Here is a 15,909-nt window from a genome sequence, read left to right on the forward strand (position 1 = left end):
GCTCCGGGCCGTCACCCGCTGACGGTCCGCAGGAAGCCCGTCACCGTGCGGGCCATCGCCTCCCGTGCCGGTGCCAGGTACCGGCGCGGGTCGACGGCCTGGGGGTGGGCTTCGAGGAAGGTGCGGACCGCGCCGGTGAAGGCCGTGTTCAGGGCCGTACCGACGTTGATCTTCACCATGCCCGCCGCGACCGCCCGGCGCAGCTCCGGGTCGGGGACGCCGGAGGAGCCGTGCAGGACCAGGGGCACGGGCACGGCGTCCCGCAGTCGCGTGATCAGGTCGTGGTCGAGGGCCGCCGTGCGTTCGGTCATGGCGTGCGAGCTGCCGACGGCGACGGCCAGGGCGTCGACCCCGGTGTCGTCCACGTAGGCGGCCGCCTCGGCCGGGTCGGTCCGTACGCCCGGGGCGTGCGCGTCCAGCGGGGGTTCGCCCGCCTTGCCGCCCACCCGGCCCAGCTCCGCCTCCACCCACATGCCGCGCTCGTGCCCCCAACGCACCGCCTCCGCCGTCGCCTTGACGTTCTCGCCGTAGCCGCGCCCGGACGCGTCGAACATCACCGAGCCGAAGCTGTGCGCGTGCGCGGCACGCAGCAGGGCCACGTCCTCGACGTGGTCGAGGTGGAGCGAGAGGCGCGCGGTCGAGGCGCGGGCGACGGCGGCCGTGGCGGCGGCGATGGGCGCGAGGTCGCCGCCGTGGAACTTCACCGCGTTCTCGGACACTTGCAGCACCGCGCCCGTCCCCGCGGCCTCGGCGCCCGCCGCGATGGCCTCCGCGTGCTCCACGGTGATGACGTTGAAGGCGGCGACCGCGCGGGCGGCGGCGCGGGCCTCGGTGACGAGTTCGGCGGTGCTGACGAGTGGCATGGCTGCCTCAACCCTCCGGCCGTAACGGCCCTCGTGTCCCCGCGCGGTGGCGGGGCCCATCCGGTGCCGGCGGTACCCGCCGGCCGGTGACGCGCCGCCGTGGGGCCGTGGCGGTGGACGGCCGCGCCGTCATCCCCGGGCGGCCTTCACCCGACGGCGGCCGCCGGGTGACGCCGCGCCGCTGTGGCCCGTGCCCGCCGGGCCGTCGCGTCCGGCCGGCCCCGGGCTGGCGGGCCGTCATACCTCGGCGACCTTCACCTGCGGCAGCAGACCCTCGTACGTCGCGCGGTCGAACTCGCCCGCCGCCGGGGCCCGTACGGTCGCGGCCGACAGGGCCACCGCCCGGGCGACACGGTCCGGCCAGGACAGGCCCTCGGCCCAGCCGGACAGCAGACCCGCGACGGCGGAGTCCCCGGCGCCCGTCGGATTACCCGTCAGCCGGCGGGGCGGCGCGGCGCGCCAGGTGCCCTCGGGGGTGACGGCCAGCAGCCCGTCCGGGCCCAGGGACGCGGCGACGGCGTGGGCGCCGCGCCGCCGGGCGTCGTGCGCCGCGCGCAGCGGCTCGGTGGAGCCGGTGAGCGCGGCGAGTTCCGTGGCGTTGGGCTTGACCACGTCCGGCCGGGCGGCGATGCCGCGCCGCAGCGGCTCCCCGGCGGTGTCCAGCAGCACGGGCACCCCGGCCGCCCGCGCGGCCCGTACGAGCTGCGCGTACGCCCCCACCGGCACGCCCGGCGGCAGGCTCCCGCACAGGGCGACGGCCTCGGCGTCGCGCAGCAGCCGCCGGTAGGCGTCCCCGAACGCGGCCCACTCCTCCGGGGCGACGTCCGGCCCGGCCTCGTTGAGCTGCGTCGAGTCGCCGGTGGACTCGTCGACGATGCCGACCGTGCGGCGGGTCTCGCCGGAGAGGGTGACGAGGGCGTCGGTGACCCGGGCCGGGCCCCGGCCGAGGTGGCGCCGCAGGATGTCACCCGTCGCGCCGCCCGCGAAGCCCGTCACGACGGTGTCGTGGCCCAGCGCGGCCAGCACCCGGGCCACGTTGATCCCCTTGCCGCCCGGGCGTTCGGCGGCGTGGGTGACGCGGTGCGCGGTGTGCGGACGCAGCCGTGGGACGCGGTAGGTCAGATCGAGCGCGGCGTTGAGCGTGACGGTGAGGATCACCGGCGTCTCCCTCCCGGGGCCGTCGTGCGGGCACGTCGTGCGGGACCGTGTGACGGCAACCCTGCTGTCCGTACCGGGGGTTCGTGGACGCCCCGGCGCGAGCGATCATGCCAAAACAGCGGCGGCAGGCCCAGACCTGGGGACCCGCCGCCGCTGTTCCGTCGCCCGTCAAGGGCGGTGCGAATTACCGTACTTCGGGCTTTACCAGCCATTCGCCCTTGCGCATGACGCCCACCAGGTCGTACGCGTCGTCGAGCACCACCAGATCCGCGTCCTTGCCGGGCTCCAGCGAACCGACCCGGTCGGCGATGCCCAGCAGCCGGGCCGGGTTCACCGACAGGGCCCGTACGACGTCCTCGACGGGCAGCCCGTCGATGGTCACCGCGCGCTTGAACGCCGTGTCCAGCGTGAGCGTCGACCCCGCGATCGAGCCCGCCGTGGGGCCGTCGGCGATCCGCGCGACACCGTCCTTGACCTCGACCCGCATCGGGCCGAGCGGGAACATGCCGTCGGTCATGCCGGCCGCGCCCATCGCGTCGGTGATGAACGCGACCCGGTCCGCGCCCGCCCGGGCGAAGGCCAGCTCCAGCACGGCGGGATGCAGATGCGTGCCGTCGTTGATCAGCTCGACGGTGATCCGCTCGTCCTCCAGCAGCGCGGCGATCGGGCCGGGCGCGCGGTGCAGCAGCCCCGGCATCGCGTTGAAGAGGTGGGTGGCGACCGTCGCGCCCGCGTCGATGGCCTCCAGCGTGGCCTCGTACGTGGAATCGGTGTGCCCCACCGCCGCGATGACGCCGCTGTCGGCGAGCATCCGCACGGATTCCAGGCCGCCCGGCAGCTCCGGGGCCAGCGTCATCATGCGGGCCGTGCCGTGCGCGGCGTCGATCAGCTTGCGCACGTCCGCCGGGTCGGGGTCGCGCAGCAGCCCCGGCTGGTGCGCGCCGCAGCGGTGCGGGGAGATGAACGGGCCTTCGAAGTGGATGCCCGCCAGGTCGCCCTGCTCGGTCAGCTCGGCCAGGACGGCCGCCTGCCGGGCGAGGTCGTCCAGATCGCCGGTGACGGTCGAGGCGACCATGGTCGTCGTGCCGTGCGCGCGGTGCGTCGCGATGGCGGTGAGCGCCTCCTCGGCGCTGCCGGCGGAGAACGACGCCCCGCCGCCGCCGTGCACGTGGACGTCCACGAAGCCGGGGACGATCCAGTGGCCGGTGAGATCGAGGGCGGACGGCTCCTCCCGTGCCGTGTCGTCCACGATGCGCCGACCCTCGACCACGACGCGGCCGTCGTGGGCCACGCCGGCCGGCAGCACCACGCGGGCGCCGGTGAGAACCGTTCGTTCGACCATCAGGCGGATACCTCCGTGGACTCGGGGGATGGGGTGGGGAGTGTGGGGCGTGGCGCGGGGTCGTCGTGGCCGGGCGTGCCGGTCGGGCCGGTCGGGCCCGCCGGTCCGGCCGGTCCGGCCGCTTCGGCGGTGAGCAGGTCCCAGGCGAGCAGACCCGCCCCCAGGCACCCGGCGGTGTCACCGAGCGCCGCCGGAACGATGGCCGGGAGCTTCTGGAACGTGATCCGCTCCGCGACGGCCGCGCGCAGCGGTGCGAACAACGTTTCCCCCGCTTCCGCGAGCCCGCCACCGATGATCAACGTACGGGGGTCGAGCAGGGTGAGGCCGGTGACGAGGCCGTCGGCGAGCGCGTCGATCGCGTCCCGCCAGACCGCGCGGGCTGCGGCGTTCCCCGCCGCGACGGCCGCCGCGCAGTCGGCGGCGTCGGCGTCCGGGTCGCCGCAGGCCGTCGCCCAGGCGCGGCTGACGGCGGAGGCGGAGGCGATGGTCTCCAGACACCCGCGCCCGCCGCACCCGCAGACCGGGCCGCCGGGCCGGACGACGATATGGCCGATCTCGCCCGCGTAACCGTGGGCCCCGGCCTCGATGCGCCCGTCCATGCCGATGGCCCCGGCGATGCCGGTGCCGAGTGGTACGAACAGGAACCGGTCGGCGCCCCGCCCCGCCCCGATCCGGCCCTCGGCGAGGCCGCCGGTGCGTACGTCGTGGCCGAGGGCGACCGGCACCCGGCCGAGGCGCTCGCTCAACAGGGCGCGCAGGGGGACGTCACGCCAGCCGAGGTTGGCGGCGTAGACGGCGACGCCGTTCGCCTCGTCGACGATGCCGGGCACGGCGACGCCCGCCGCTTCGGCCCGCCGGCCGTACCGCTCCCACCCGACCGAGCGCAGCTCGTCGGCGAAGTCGAGGATCCCGGCGACGACGGCGTCCGGACCCCGGTCCCGGCCGGTGGGCCGCCTGGCCTCGTACAGAAGCTCGTGGTCCGGCCCGACCAGGGCGGCCTTCATGCCGGTGCCGCCCACATCGAGCGCGATGACGTGTCTCACGGGGACAGTCTGGCGCGAGTGCGTATGAAAGGTCTAGTCCACTTGTCGGCAGGCTGCTGCCCCTGCTGTGTCGGGGTGGGGGTTTGTTGCCGGGTGCGGCGCCTTTTCGCCTGCGGCGGGCTGGTGGGGTACGGGCCTTGGCCCACTGCGGGCCTGTCTTGCCGCCTGCGGCGGCGAGCGCCCTGCGGGCGCGTCCTCAATCGCCGGACGGGCTTGTTTCGGCTGGGCTCGGCCCTCAGCCTGTCCGGCGCCGCCTCGGGCCGGGGGCTACGGGCCTCAGCCCGCTGCGGGTCCGTCTTGCCGCCTGCGGCGGCCGGCGCCCTGCGGGCGCGTCCTCAAACGCCGGACGGGCTTGAGTGGCTGGGCCCGGCCCTTCCAGCCCGTCCGGCGATTGAGGACACAGCGCACCAGCCCGTCCGGCGATTGAGGACAGTGCACCAGCCCGTCCGGCGATTGAGGACAGAGTTCGGCAGGCCGGCCGGCGGGGGAGGTCAGTCGGGGAGGATCACGCTTCGCGTGAGGTGGCGGGGGTGGTCGGGGTCGTGGTGGTGGGATTCGGCCACCGCTACCGCCAGGCGTTGCGCGCGGATCAGGTCCGCCATCGGGTCCAGCCGGGAGCCGTCGGCTATCAGCGTGCCGCCCGTCGCCGCGATGTCGGCCGCCAGGCCGTCCGGCCGGGGGCCGAAGAGCCATGCCACCCGGCCCGGGGCCGTGATCGCGATCGGCCCGTGGCGGTACTCCATCGCCGGATACGCCTCCGTCCAGGCGCCCGCCGCCTCCCGCATCTTCAGGGCCGCCTCCTGCGCCAGCCCGTACGCCCAGCCGCGCCCCAGGAAAGTCCACTGCTCCGCCCGGAGCACCGACGGCGGCAGCGGCTCGGTGACGGCCCGCTCCGCGTCCGCCGCCGCCTCGGCGACCGTGCGCACCCCGGCCGGCAGCGGGCCGTGCGCCTGGAGGCCCGCCCGCAGGAACGCCAGGGCCGTCGTCGCGAAGCGGGTCTGGACGACGGACTCCTCGTCCGCCCAGTCCAGCACCGCCACCGTGTCCGCCGCCGCGCGCACGGGCGTCTTCGGATCGGCGGTCAGCGCCAGCGTCGGCGTCCGGCCGCGCAGCGCGGTCAGCAGGGCCAGCACCTCGGTCGTGGTGCCGGAGCGGGTGATCGCCACGACCCGGTCGTACGCGCGGCCGGCGGGGAACTCCGACGCCGCGAAGGCGTCCGTCTCGCCCTGCCCGGCGGCCTCGCGCAGCGCCGCGTAGGCCTGGGCCATGAACCAGGACGTGCCGCAGCCGGTGACGGCCACCCGCTCACCGGGCAGGGGCAGCCCCGGCGCCCCGGCCGCGGCCTCGGCCGCGCGGCGCCAGCAGTCGGGCTGGGTGGCGATCTCCACGGCGGTACGGGAGGAGGGGCGAGCGGACTGTTCCATGCGCGGGTGCTCCTTGCGGGGGCGTGCGGGTAACGGTCAGCACCGTGAATAGCACCCCGTGTGACATGGGGGGAAGGGCGATACCGAAGCGAGACCCCGAGCGGGTAGCCCGTAAGGTGGCGAGCGGGAGAGACTCACGGTCTCCAGCGGACAAATCACCAACCTCAAGGGTGGGAAGCAGCAGTGCAGCGGCGGCGTTTCTTGGGTCTGACGGCGGCAGGTGCCGCCACGGCGGCGTTGGCGCCCGCACTGACGGCATGCGGTGGCGAAGCGACCGGCGGGGACAAGACGATCCGGCTGATCGCGGCGGACTACGGCGACAAGCCGACCAACAGCTCCAAGAAGTACTGGGACCGCCTCGCCCGCGAGTTCGAATCCGCGCACAAGGGCATCAAGGTCAAGGTCGACGTCTACAGCTGGACCGAGGTCGACAAGAAGGTCGCCGACCTGGTCGCGGCCGGCAAGGCCCCCGACCTCGCCCAGATCGGCGCCTACGCCGACTTCGCCGCGGCCGGCAAGCTCTTCAGCGCCGAGCAGATGCTCTCCATCCCCACCCAGGCCGACTTCATCTCCTCGATCGCCAAGGCGGGCGAGGTGCACCGGGTGCAGTACGGTCTGCCGTTCGTCGCCAGCACGCGCCTGCTCTTCTGCAACCAGAAGCTCTTCGACAAGGCCGGCATCGCCAAGGCCCCCGAGACGTGGTCCGAGCTGCAGGCCACCGCGAAGAAGCTCCAGGTCTCGGGCGTGAAGATCCCCTACGGGCTGCCGCTCGGCCCGGAGGAGGCACCGGCCGAGACCATGATGTGGATGCTCAGCGGCGGCGGCAGCTACACCAACAACATCGGCACGTACACCATCGAGTCGCCCGAGAACATCAAGACCTTCGAGTGGCTGCGCGACGAACTCGTCGGCAAGGGCCTCACCGGCAGCGGCGACCCCGCCCGCACCAACCGGCAGGAAGTCTTCGACGCGTTCACGCGCGGCGAGGTGGGTATGCTCAACGGCCACCCGACGCTGATGCAGCAGGCCGACGCCAAGGGCATCAAGTACACGATGGTCCCGCTGCCCGGTGTGAGCGGCAAGGCCAGGTCCACGATGGGCGTCGCCGACTGGATGATGGGCTTCAAGCAGAACGGCCACCGCGAGCAGGTCGGCGCGTTCCTCGACTTCGTCTACAGCAAGGAGAACGTGCTGGACTTCACCACCCAGTACGACCTGCTGCCGGTGACCACGCCCGCGTCCGCCGCGATGGCCAAGGACGACCAGCACAAGCCGCTCCGGCCCTTCCTGAAGGAGCTGCCGAACGCGGAGTTCTACCCGGCGGACAAGACGTCCTGGGCGAAGGTCAGCAAGGCGATCAAGGAGAAGATCGGCTCGACCGTCCAGAAGGGCGGCGACCCGGCCGCGGTGCTCGGCGAGATCCAGCGCGAGGCCATGGCGACGGAGAACGCGGGGCGTTAGGTTGCGGCCTGTGAACCCGCCGTCGGAGGACCCGGGGCCGGGCGCCGGTCCGGAGCCCGTGCCGTCGCCCGGCGGGCTTTCCGACCGGGACCGTGCCCTGCTCGCCCTGGAACGGCGCACGTGGCCCGGCCCCGGGGCGAAGGAGCGCGAGATCCGCGAGCGGCTCGGCATCACCCCGACCCGCTACTACCAGCTGCTCAACGCCCTCCTCGACGACCCGAGGGCCCTTGCGCACGACCCGGTCACCGTCAACCGGCTACGCCGCGTGCGGGACGCTCGGCGCGGGCGGCGGTAGTCGTTGTCCGGCGCTTGAGGACAACCGCCGCGCAGCGGTCGGTGGTGCGGGTGATCGGACCCGCAGGGGTCATCCCCTGCCCCCGCACCGATAGGGTCGGACGCATGGGTCCTCTTCCCGATCCCGTGACATCCGCCGGACGCGACGGACTGGCCGCGCTGCTGGCGCGGCCCGGCCGTGCCGTGGTCGCGCTCGACTTCGACGGCACGCTCGCCGACATCGTGCCGGACCCCGAGCAGGCCCGCGCCCATCCCGGCGCCGTGCCCGCCCTCGCCCGGCTCGCGCCCCTCCTCGGCTCCGTCGCCGTGGTCACCGGCCGCCCGGCCGGGGTCGCGGTCCGCTACGGCGGCTTCGCCGGGGTGCCCGGTCTGGAGCACCTCGTCGTACTGGGCCACTACGGCGCCGAGCGCTGGGACGCGGTCACCGGGAGCGTGCACGCCCCCGCCCCGCACCCGGGCGTCGCCGCCGTCCATGCCGAGCTGCCGGGGGTGCTGGACCGGTCCGGAAGCTGGCAGGGCACCTGGGTGGAAACCCTGCACATCGAGAACAAGGGCGGCCGTGCGATCGCCGTCCACACCCGCCGCGCCCCCGATCCGCAGGCCGCCTTCGACGCCCTGCGCGGGCCGCTGGAAGCCCTCGCCGAGCGGCACGGGCTGATCCTCGAACCGGGCCGGATGGTCCTGGAACTGCGCCCGCCCGGCATGGACAAGGGCGTCGCCCTCGCCGAGTACCTCAAGGAGGTCGACGCCTCGGCCGTGCTCTACGCGGGTGACGACCTCGGTGACCTCGCGGCCTTCGCGGCGGTCGAGAAGCTCCGCTCCGAGGGGCTGCGGGGGACGCTGGTGTGCAGCGGCAGCTCGGAGGTCGCGGAACTCGCCGAGCGCGCGGACCTCGTCGTCGACGGCCCGACCGGGGTCGTGAACCTCCTCGACGCCCTCGCGCACCGCCTGGCTCCCTGACGGGAGGGTGAGCGCGCCGTTTGGTGCGCGACACCACCGCTGCGCGGCGGTTGTCCTCAATCGCCGGACGGGCTTGATGTGGTCGGCCTCAGCCAAAACCAGCCCGTCCGGCGCTTGAGGACGCGCCCGCAGGGCGCTCGCCGCCGCAGGCGGCAACGACGGCCCGCGGGCCGAAGAACCGCCGGCCAGGCGAAGGGCGGCAACGACGGCCCGCAGGCCAAAGAACCGCCGGTCAGGCCAAGGCCAAAGAACCGGCTACCCCCGCAACGCCCGCAACTGGTCCAAGAACCACCGTGCCGGCGGCAGCGCCGTGGCCGCCGTGGTCAGTCGCTTGGTGCGCTCCGCGCGTTCGGCGGGGTCCATGAGGAGGCCCTCGTGCAGGGCGCGGGCCGTGGCCTCCACGTCGTACGGGTTGACGGTGATCGCGTCCTCGCCCAGCTCCGCGAACGCCCCGGCCTCCCGGGAGAGGACCAGCGCGCAGCCGTGGTCGGAGACGACGGGGACCTCCTTGGCCACCAGGTTCATCCCGTCGCGGATGGGGTTGACCAGGGCCACGTCGGCGAGCCGGTACGCGGCCAGCGAGCGGGCGAAGTCGTCCTTGACGTGCAGGACGACCGGCAGCCAGTCCGCCGTGCCGAACGCGGCGTTGATCTCCTGGGCGACCCGCTCCACCTCGGCCGTGTAGTCGCGGTAGACGGCCAGGTCCTGCCGGGAGGGGTAGGCGAAGGCGACGTGCACCACCTTGCCCCGCCACTGCGGCCGCGTCTCCAGCAGCCGGCGGTAGGCGCGCAGGCCGCGCACGATGTTCTTGGACAGCTCGGTGCGGTCCACGCGGACGATCGTCTTGCGGTCGGGACCGATCTGCTCGCGCAGCGCGGCCATCCGCTCCTCGACGTCCGGGCGGTGCGCCCGCTCGCGCAGGAAGTCGGCGTCGGCACCGAGGCCGTGCACGCCGAGCCGGGTCGTACGGCCCTCGAAGGCCACCGACAGCGCGCCGTCGGGCCCGTCGCCCCCGCGTACGATCTCCGCGCCCAGCACGTCGGCACAGCACGCGGCGAACGCCTCGGCCCAGCGGCGGGTGAGGAAGGCGGCGCGGTCGCTGCCCAGCACGCCGCGCAGCACCTGTTCGGCCACGTCGTCCGGCAGCATCCGGAAGTAGTCCGGCGGGGCCCAGGGGGTGTGCGAGAAGTGGCCCACGCGCAGATCCGGGCGCCGCTCGCGGAGCAGGCCCGGCACCAGCGTCAGGTGGTAGTCCTGGACGAGGACCGTGGCGCCCGGCGCGGCCTCCTCGGCGAGCGCGTCGGCGAAAGCGGCGTTGTACGCCTCGTAGGCCGCCCACTGGGCGCGGAAGTCCGCGTCGAAATCGGGCTCCAGGGGGGTCTGGTAGAGCAGGTGGTGGACGAACCACAGCACGGAATTGGCGATGCCGTTGTACGCCGCGGTGAAGACCTCGGGCGCGATGTCGAGCATCCGCACCCGCATGCCGCCGGTGTCGGCCGGGTCGAGCCCGCCGCCCGTGCGGCGGACGGCCTCGCGGTCGCCGTCGCCCAGGGCGGCGCACACCCACAGGGCGCCGGCGTCGGTCCCGATCGCGCTGAGGCCCGACACCAGCCCGCCTCCGCCCCGGCCCGCCGCGAGCGAGCCGTCCTCGCGTCGCTTGTAGGAGACGGGTCCGCGGTTGGATGCGACGAGAATCGGGGCGACGTGCTCAGCGACCATGTCGGCAGCCTTGCCAGTGCGGGAAGCACTCAAACGTACGCACGAGGGACGGTTACGCGGCGTGCCTCTGTGCGTACTCGGGCACCTCGGTCATCGGCGGCCGCTCCTCGGTGTCCACCGGGTACGTCCGCGGAACGAACCCCTCCGCGGTGCGCTCGAACTGGGTCAGCGAGGGGCGCACCAGATGGCCGCGGGCCAGTCGGAGCTGCGCGGTCCGGTAGATCGCGGCGGCCATCCGGCCCAGCGCCCGCCCGTCCTGGTGCCGGTGCTTGCGCACCCCCACGTCGACCTGGGCCAGCGCGTCCAGGCCCACGGTGTGCAGCGCGTCCACCAGCAGCCCGAGTTCGACGCCGTAGCCGACGGGGAACGGCAGCCGCTCCAGCAGCGACCGGCGGGCCGCGTACTCGCCGCCCAGCGGCTGGACGAAGCCGGCCAGCCGCGGCCAGTGCAGATTCAGCAGCGGGCGGGCCACCAGCTCCGTCACCCGGCCGCCCTGGCCCACGGCCTCGCCGAGCGGACGGTCGTACATCGCCTTGACGAAGTGCACCTCCGGATCGGTCAGCAGCGGACCGACGATGCCGGAGACGAAGCCGGCCGAGAAGTCCCGCAGGTCGGCGTCGACGAAACAGACGATGTCACCCTCGGTCGCCAGCAGCGAACGCCACAGCACCTCGCCCTTGCCGGGCAGCGCGGGCAGCCGCGGCAGCACCTCGTCCCGGTGCACGACCCGCGCCCCGGCCGCCGCCGCGACCACGGCCGTACGGTCGGTGGAACCCGAATCCAGCACCACCAGTTCATCCACCAGCGGCACCGCCTCGGTCATCAGCTCCCGGCGGATCGTCGTCACGATCGCACCGACCGTCGCCTCCTCGTTCAGCGCCGGCAGGACGACGCTGACCGTGGTGCCGGCGCCGCGCTTGGCGGCGAGAATCCGGTCGAGCGGACGGTCTGCGGCGGACCAGGAACGCCGGGCCAGCCAGCGCTCCACCTCTTCCAGCACCTGTACGACTCCTTAGCGGGGCTTCGGGATGTGGCCGGGATGTGACCCATCTCGCGGTACGGACGACTGGTTCGGGCGTCCGTGCCTTCCGTTACAGTCTTGAACAACGCGGACGGCCTTCGTATGTCGGGGTCGTCGTGCGCACAAACGCCTGGGCCGCGCCCAGTGCCATACCGCTCATCCAGAGGGGCAGAGGGATACGGCCCGTTGAAGCCCCGGCAACCCTCCCGCCGGTCCCGCGTACTCCGCGAGGCTCCCGGTGGGGAAGGTGCCAATTCCGTCCCGTGGCGACGTTCGCCACGGGGAAGATGAGGAGAAAGGGCCTCGCCTCATGGCTGTGCACACTGTCGCCACCCCCGTCGCTCTCGGACCCGCCGTCGGCCTCTCGTGCCGCGAGTGCCAGGAGCGCTTCGACCTCGGACCGGTCTTCGCCTGCGCCGTCTGCTTCGGACCGCTCGAAGTCGCCTACGACCTGCCCACCGGTGACCCCGAGGCGCTGCGCCGCCGGATCGAGGCCGGCCCGGAGAACATCTGGCGCTACGCCCCGCTGCTGCCCGTCCCCGCCGACGTGGCGGACAAGCCCAGCCTCAACCCCGGCTTCACCAAGCTGGTCAAGGCCGAAAACCTCGCCCGCGAACTGGGCGTCACCGGCGGTCTCTACGTCAAGGACGACTCCGGCAACCCCACGCACTCCTTCAAGGACCGCGTCGTCGCCATCGCCGTCGAGGCCGCCCGGGCCTTCGGCTTCACCACCCTCTCCTGCTCCTCCACCGGCAACCTGGCGGGCGCGGTCGGCGCCGCGGCCGCCCGCGCGGGCCTGAAGTCCTGCGTGTTCATCCCGCACGACCTGGAGGCGGGCAAGGTCGTCATGGCCGCCGTCTACGGCGGTGACCTCGTCGGCATCGAGGGCACCTACGACGACGTCAACCGCTTCTGCTCCGAACTGATCGGCGACCCGCTCGGCGAGGGCTGGGGCTTCGTCAACGTCAACCTCCGCCCGTACTACGGGGAGGGCTCCAAGACCCTCGCCTACGAGATCTGCGAGCAGCTCGGCTGGCGGCTGCCGGACCAGATCGTCGTGCCCATCGCGTCCGGCTCACAGCTCACGAAGATCGACAAGGGGCTCAAGGAGCTGATCGCGCTCGGTCTGGTCGAGGACCGGCCGTACAAGATCTTCGGCGCCCAGGCCGAGGGCTGCTCGCCGGTCTCGCGCGCCTTCAAGGACGGCCACGACGTCGTGCGCCCGGTGAAGCCCGACACGATCGCGAAGTCCCTCGCCATCGGAAACCCGGCCGACGGGCCGTACGTGCTCGACATCGCACGGCGGACCGGCGGCGCGGTGGAGGACGTCACCGACGCCCAGATCGTCGACGCGATCAAGCTGCTGGCCCGCACCGAGGGCATCTTCGCGGAGACGGCGGGCGGGGTGACGGTCGGCGTCACCCGGAAGCTGATCGAGGCCGGAGTGCTGGACCCGTCCCTGACGACGGTCGTGCTGAACACCGGTGACGGGCTGAAGACCCTGGACGCCGTCGCCCCGACCACCGGGCCCTCCGCGACCATCCGGCCGAGCCTCGACGCGTTCCGCGCGGCGGGCCTCGCCGGCAGCTGAGCCCCGCGCCCTGCCCCCCTCTGCCCCTGGCCCCCTCGACGGCCGGGGCCGGCCCCGCACGTCATCTCTAGCCGGAAGGCGAATCCGCATGAGCATCAACGTTCGCATCCCCACCATCCTGCGCACCTACACCGGCGGACAGGCCGAGGTCTCCGCCGAGGGCGGCACCCTCGCCGAGGTGATCGCCGATCTGGAGAAGAACCACCCGGGCATCGCCGCCCGCGTCCTGGACGACAGCGGCAAGCTGCGCCGTTTCGTGAATGTGTACGTCAATGACGACGACGTGCGTTTCGAGGGCGGCCTGAATGCGGTGACGCCGGACGGTGCCGGCGTCTCGATCATTCCGGCGGTCGCCGGCGGCTGACCTTTCGCAGGTTTCCTGCGGAAGTCCCGTGAATCGCCCCGGCCGGAAACGGACGGGGCGATTCCGTCTGTTGAAGCGCGATACAGTTGAGGCGTTCCCCCTCCGGCGTCAGTGCCGAACGCATATGAGAACCCGTCAAGTTGTGTGCCGAGTAGGTGCACGAATTGTCGGGTTGGTTGCGTTATGTCCGGCCCGACTTGCCCGGGAATCCCCGGTATTCACCGGTTATCGCCAATCGGCCGCGCCCGGAATTCTCGTCCGAGTGACCTGTTGCAGACGGCATCCGTGCAGATACATTCAGCCGCGGTCGACGCGTTCCGGCGCACATCTTCCGGGGTTCCCCATGTCGAAGATCAGGGGACTGCCGGGGGGTGAGGTCTGACCCGGGTCCGCGAAGTGCGGTCCTGCGCAAGGGCCAGTAATAGGGGAGTTAGGCATGGCTCAGGGCACCGTCAAGTGGTTCAACGCGGAGAAGGGGTACGGCTTCATCGCGGTCGACGGTGGTGCGGATGTTTTCGTCCACTACAGCGCGATTCAGATGGACGGCTACCGCACCCTCGAGGAGGGGCAGCGAGTCGAGTTCGAGATCTCGCAGGGTCAGAAGGGTCCGCAGGCGGACATGGTCAAGCTGGCGGTCGGCTGATCTCGGCGCATCGACCACCTAGGCTCAATCGGCTCGCCGAAGGGCCCGTGCCTCCAGGGGGAGGTACGGGCCCTTCGTGCTGCCCGGACACCCCTGCCCCACGAGCGTGGCCGGGCCCCGTGTGTGAGCCCCCTCGTGTGGGTAGCTCTTGGCTCCAGGCGCTTGCACTCGGAGGGGGCGAGTGCTAATCATTGGCTTAGCACTCTCCGGGTGAGAGTGACAGTTTTGGACCGTCGGTGAGGTCCGCAGGCCAGGCGGGGCAAGGAACCGCCAGGTGTGCAGGCCGTCCGTCGCGGGCGCCAGCGCGGTCCGGGAGCAATCCGCCCTCTGGCTCTGACGAGCCAGGGAGGTACCCCCATCGTCCTGGGAGGACCACTTCACATGGCCAAGATCATCGCGTTCGACGAGGAGGCACGGCGCGGTCTCGAGCGCGGGATGAACCAGCTCGCCGACGCCGTCAAGGTCACCCTCGGCCCCAAGGGCCGCAACGTCGTCCTCGAGAAGAAGTGGGGCGCCCCCACGATCACCAACGATGGTGTTTCCATCGCCAAGGAGATCGAGCTCGAGGACCCGTACGAGAAGATCGGTGCCGAGCTGGTCAAGGAGGTCGCGAAGAAGACGGACGACGTCGCCGGTGACGGCACGACGACCGCGACCGTCCTCGCCCAGGCGCTGGTCCGTGAGGGTCTGCGCAACGTGGCCGCCGGTGCCAACCCGATGGCGCTCAAGCGTGGCATCGAGAAGGCCGTCGAGGCCGTCTCCGCCGCCCTGCTCGAGCAGGCCAAGGACGTGGAGACCAAGGAGCAGATCGCTTCCACCGCCTCCATCTCCGCCGCCGACACCCAGATCGGCGAGCTCATCGCCGAGGCGATGGACAAGGTCGGCAAGGAAGGCGTCATCACCGTCGAGGAGTCGCAGACCTTCGGGCTCGAGCTCGAGCTCACCGAGGGCATGCGCTTCGACAAGGGCTACATCTCGGCGTACTTCGCCACCGACATGGAGCGTATGGAGGCGTCGCTCGACGACCCGTACATCCTGATCGTCAACTCGAAGATCGGCTCGGTCAAGGACCTGCTGCCGCTCCTCGAGAAGGTCATGCAGTCCGGCAAGCCGCTGCTGATCATCGCCGAGGACGTCGAGGGCGAGGCCCTGTCGACCCTGGTCGTCAACAAGATCCGTGGCACCTTCAAGTCCGTCGCCGTCAAGGCCCCGGGCTTCGGTGACCGCCGCAAGGCCATGCTCGGCGACATCGCCATCCTCACCGGCGGCACGGTCATCTCCGAGGAGGTCGGCCTCAAGCTGGAGAACGCCGGTCTCGACCTGCTCGGCCGCGCCCGCAAGGTCGTCATCACCAAGGACGAGACGACCATCGTCGACGGTGCCGGTGACAGCGACCAGGTCCAGGGCCGCGTCAACCAGATCCGCGCCGAGATCGAGAACAGCGACTCGGACTACGACCGCGAGAAGCTCCAGGAGCGCCTCGCGAAGCTGGCCGGCGGCGTGGCCGTCATCAAGGCCGGTGCCGCGACCGAGGTCGAGCTCAAGGAGCGCAAGCACCGCATCGAGGACGCCGTTCGCAACGCGAAGGCGGCCGTCGAGGAGGGCATCGTCGCCGGTGGTGGCGTGGCCCTGCTCCAGGCCTCCGCGGTCTTCGAGAAGCTCGAGCTCGAGGGTGACGAGGCGACCGGCGCCAAGGCCGTGAAGCTCGCCCTGGAGGCCCCGCTCAAGCAGATCGCCGTCAACGGTGGTCTCGAGGGTGGCGTCATCGTCGAGAAGGTCCGCAACCTGCCCGTCGGCCACGGTCTGAACGCCGCGACCGGTGAGTACGTGGACATGATCGCCGAGGGCATCATCGACCCGGCGAAGGTCACGCGTTCCGCGCTGCAGAACGCCGCGTCCATCGCCGCGCTGTTCCTCACCACCGAGGCCGTCATCGCCGACAAGCCGGAGAAGGCCGCCGCGGGCGGCGCCCCGGGCGGCATGCCGGGCGGTGACATGGACTTCTGACCCTTTCGAGGATCAGCTG

At 72.6% G+C, this 15,909-nt stretch carries 14 protein-coding genes and 1 riboswitch; of the genes, 7 read left to right on the top strand and 7 right to left on the bottom strand.

Annotated features, from left to right (window positions below):
- Positions 1-11: 11 nt before the first annotated feature.
- From ACZ6MA_RS12865 to ACZ6MA_RS12885, 5 genes are all read right to left on the bottom strand, one after another.
- On the bottom strand, positions 12-863 hold the full coding sequence (locus ACZ6MA_RS12865) for a class II fructose-bisphosphate aldolase (RefSeq protein WP_469433340.1): 852 nt from the start codon (positions 861-863) through the stop codon (positions 12-14).
- A 237-nt stretch (positions 864-1,100) separates the two neighbouring features.
- Positions 1,101-2,021 carry a 1-phosphofructokinase family hexose kinase gene (locus tag ACZ6MA_RS12870; RefSeq protein WP_469433342.1) on the bottom strand — a complete coding sequence of 307 codons (921 nt, stop codon included), beginning with the start codon at positions 2,019-2,021 and terminating at the stop codon, positions 1,101-1,103.
- A 184-nt stretch (positions 2,022-2,205) separates the two neighbouring features.
- Entirely contained in the window at positions 2,206-3,363 is a 1,158-nt protein-coding gene (gene nagA, locus ACZ6MA_RS12875; protein ID WP_469433343.1) for an N-acetylglucosamine-6-phosphate deacetylase, read from the bottom strand.
- Positions 3,363-4,406: an ROK family protein gene (locus ACZ6MA_RS12880; protein ID WP_469433344.1), complete on the bottom strand. Its 1,044-nt coding sequence runs from the start codon at positions 4,404-4,406 to the stop codon at positions 3,363-3,365. The genes nagA and ACZ6MA_RS12880 overlap by 1 nt, the downstream gene beginning before the upstream one ends.
- A gap of 491 nt (positions 4,407-4,897) precedes the next feature.
- Entirely contained in the window at positions 4,898-5,830 is a 933-nt protein-coding gene (locus tag ACZ6MA_RS12885) for an SIS domain-containing protein (protein ID WP_469433345.1), read from the bottom strand.
- 183 nt (positions 5,831-6,013) lie between these two features.
- On the opposite strand from ACZ6MA_RS12885, the gene ACZ6MA_RS12890 reads away from it, so the two are divergent.
- From ACZ6MA_RS12890 to otsB, 3 genes are all read left to right on the top strand, one after another.
- Complete coding sequence (locus ACZ6MA_RS12890; protein ID WP_469433347.1) at positions 6,014-7,291, top strand: extracellular solute-binding protein; 1,278 nt, start codon at positions 6,014-6,016, stop codon at positions 7,289-7,291.
- Positions 7,292-7,301: 10 nt separating this feature from the next.
- The gene (locus ACZ6MA_RS12895) at positions 7,302-7,586 is read left to right on the top strand and encodes a DUF3263 domain-containing protein (RefSeq protein WP_469433348.1); all 285 of its coding nucleotides are present in this window, start codon (positions 7,302-7,304) and stop codon (positions 7,584-7,586) included.
- A 104-nt stretch (positions 7,587-7,690) separates the two neighbouring features.
- On the top strand, positions 7,691-8,545 hold the full coding sequence (gene otsB / locus ACZ6MA_RS12900) for a trehalose-phosphatase (RefSeq protein ID WP_469433350.1): 855 nt from the start codon (positions 7,691-7,693) through the stop codon (positions 8,543-8,545).
- Positions 8,546-8,800: 255 nt separating this feature from the next.
- On the opposite strand, the gene ACZ6MA_RS12905 is transcribed toward otsB, so the two are convergent.
- The gene (locus tag ACZ6MA_RS12905; RefSeq protein WP_469433352.1) at positions 8,801-10,264 is read right to left on the bottom strand and encodes an alpha,alpha-trehalose-phosphate synthase (UDP-forming); all 1,464 of its coding nucleotides are present in this window, start codon (positions 10,262-10,264) and stop codon (positions 8,801-8,803) included.
- Between the two features lie 52 nt (positions 10,265-10,316).
- Positions 10,317-11,264, bottom strand: a complete 948-nt coding sequence (locus ACZ6MA_RS12910) for a glucosyl-3-phosphoglycerate synthase (protein ID WP_469433353.1) — start codon at positions 11,262-11,264, stop codon at positions 10,317-10,319.
- A 174-nt stretch (positions 11,265-11,438) separates the two neighbouring features.
- A riboswitch (SAM riboswitch) is annotated at positions 11,439-11,579 on the top strand.
- A 16-nt stretch (positions 11,580-11,595) separates the two neighbouring features.
- Between ACZ6MA_RS12910 and thrC the strand changes: the two genes are divergently transcribed.
- From thrC to groL, 4 genes are all read left to right on the top strand, one after another.
- Positions 11,596-12,876, top strand: coding sequence for a threonine synthase (gene thrC, locus ACZ6MA_RS12915; RefSeq protein WP_469433354.1), 1,281 nt, complete (start codon positions 11,596-11,598; stop codon positions 12,874-12,876).
- An 88-nt stretch (positions 12,877-12,964) separates the two neighbouring features.
- On the top strand, positions 12,965-13,240 hold the full coding sequence (locus ACZ6MA_RS12920) for a MoaD/ThiS family protein (RefSeq protein WP_469433355.1): 276 nt from the start codon (positions 12,965-12,967) through the stop codon (positions 13,238-13,240).
- Positions 13,241-13,676: 436 nt separating this feature from the next.
- Positions 13,677-13,883: a cold-shock protein gene (locus tag ACZ6MA_RS12925; protein ID WP_003967346.1), complete on the top strand. Its 207-nt coding sequence runs from the start codon at positions 13,677-13,679 to the stop codon at positions 13,881-13,883.
- Between the two features lie 381 nt (positions 13,884-14,264).
- Positions 14,265-15,890: a chaperonin GroEL gene (groL, locus tag ACZ6MA_RS12930; protein WP_469433357.1), complete on the top strand. Its 1,626-nt coding sequence runs from the start codon at positions 14,265-14,267 to the stop codon at positions 15,888-15,890.
- Positions 15,891-15,909: the final 19 nt, after the last annotated feature.

It is taken from the genome of Streptomyces sp. NPDC042259 (assembly GCF_055582085.1).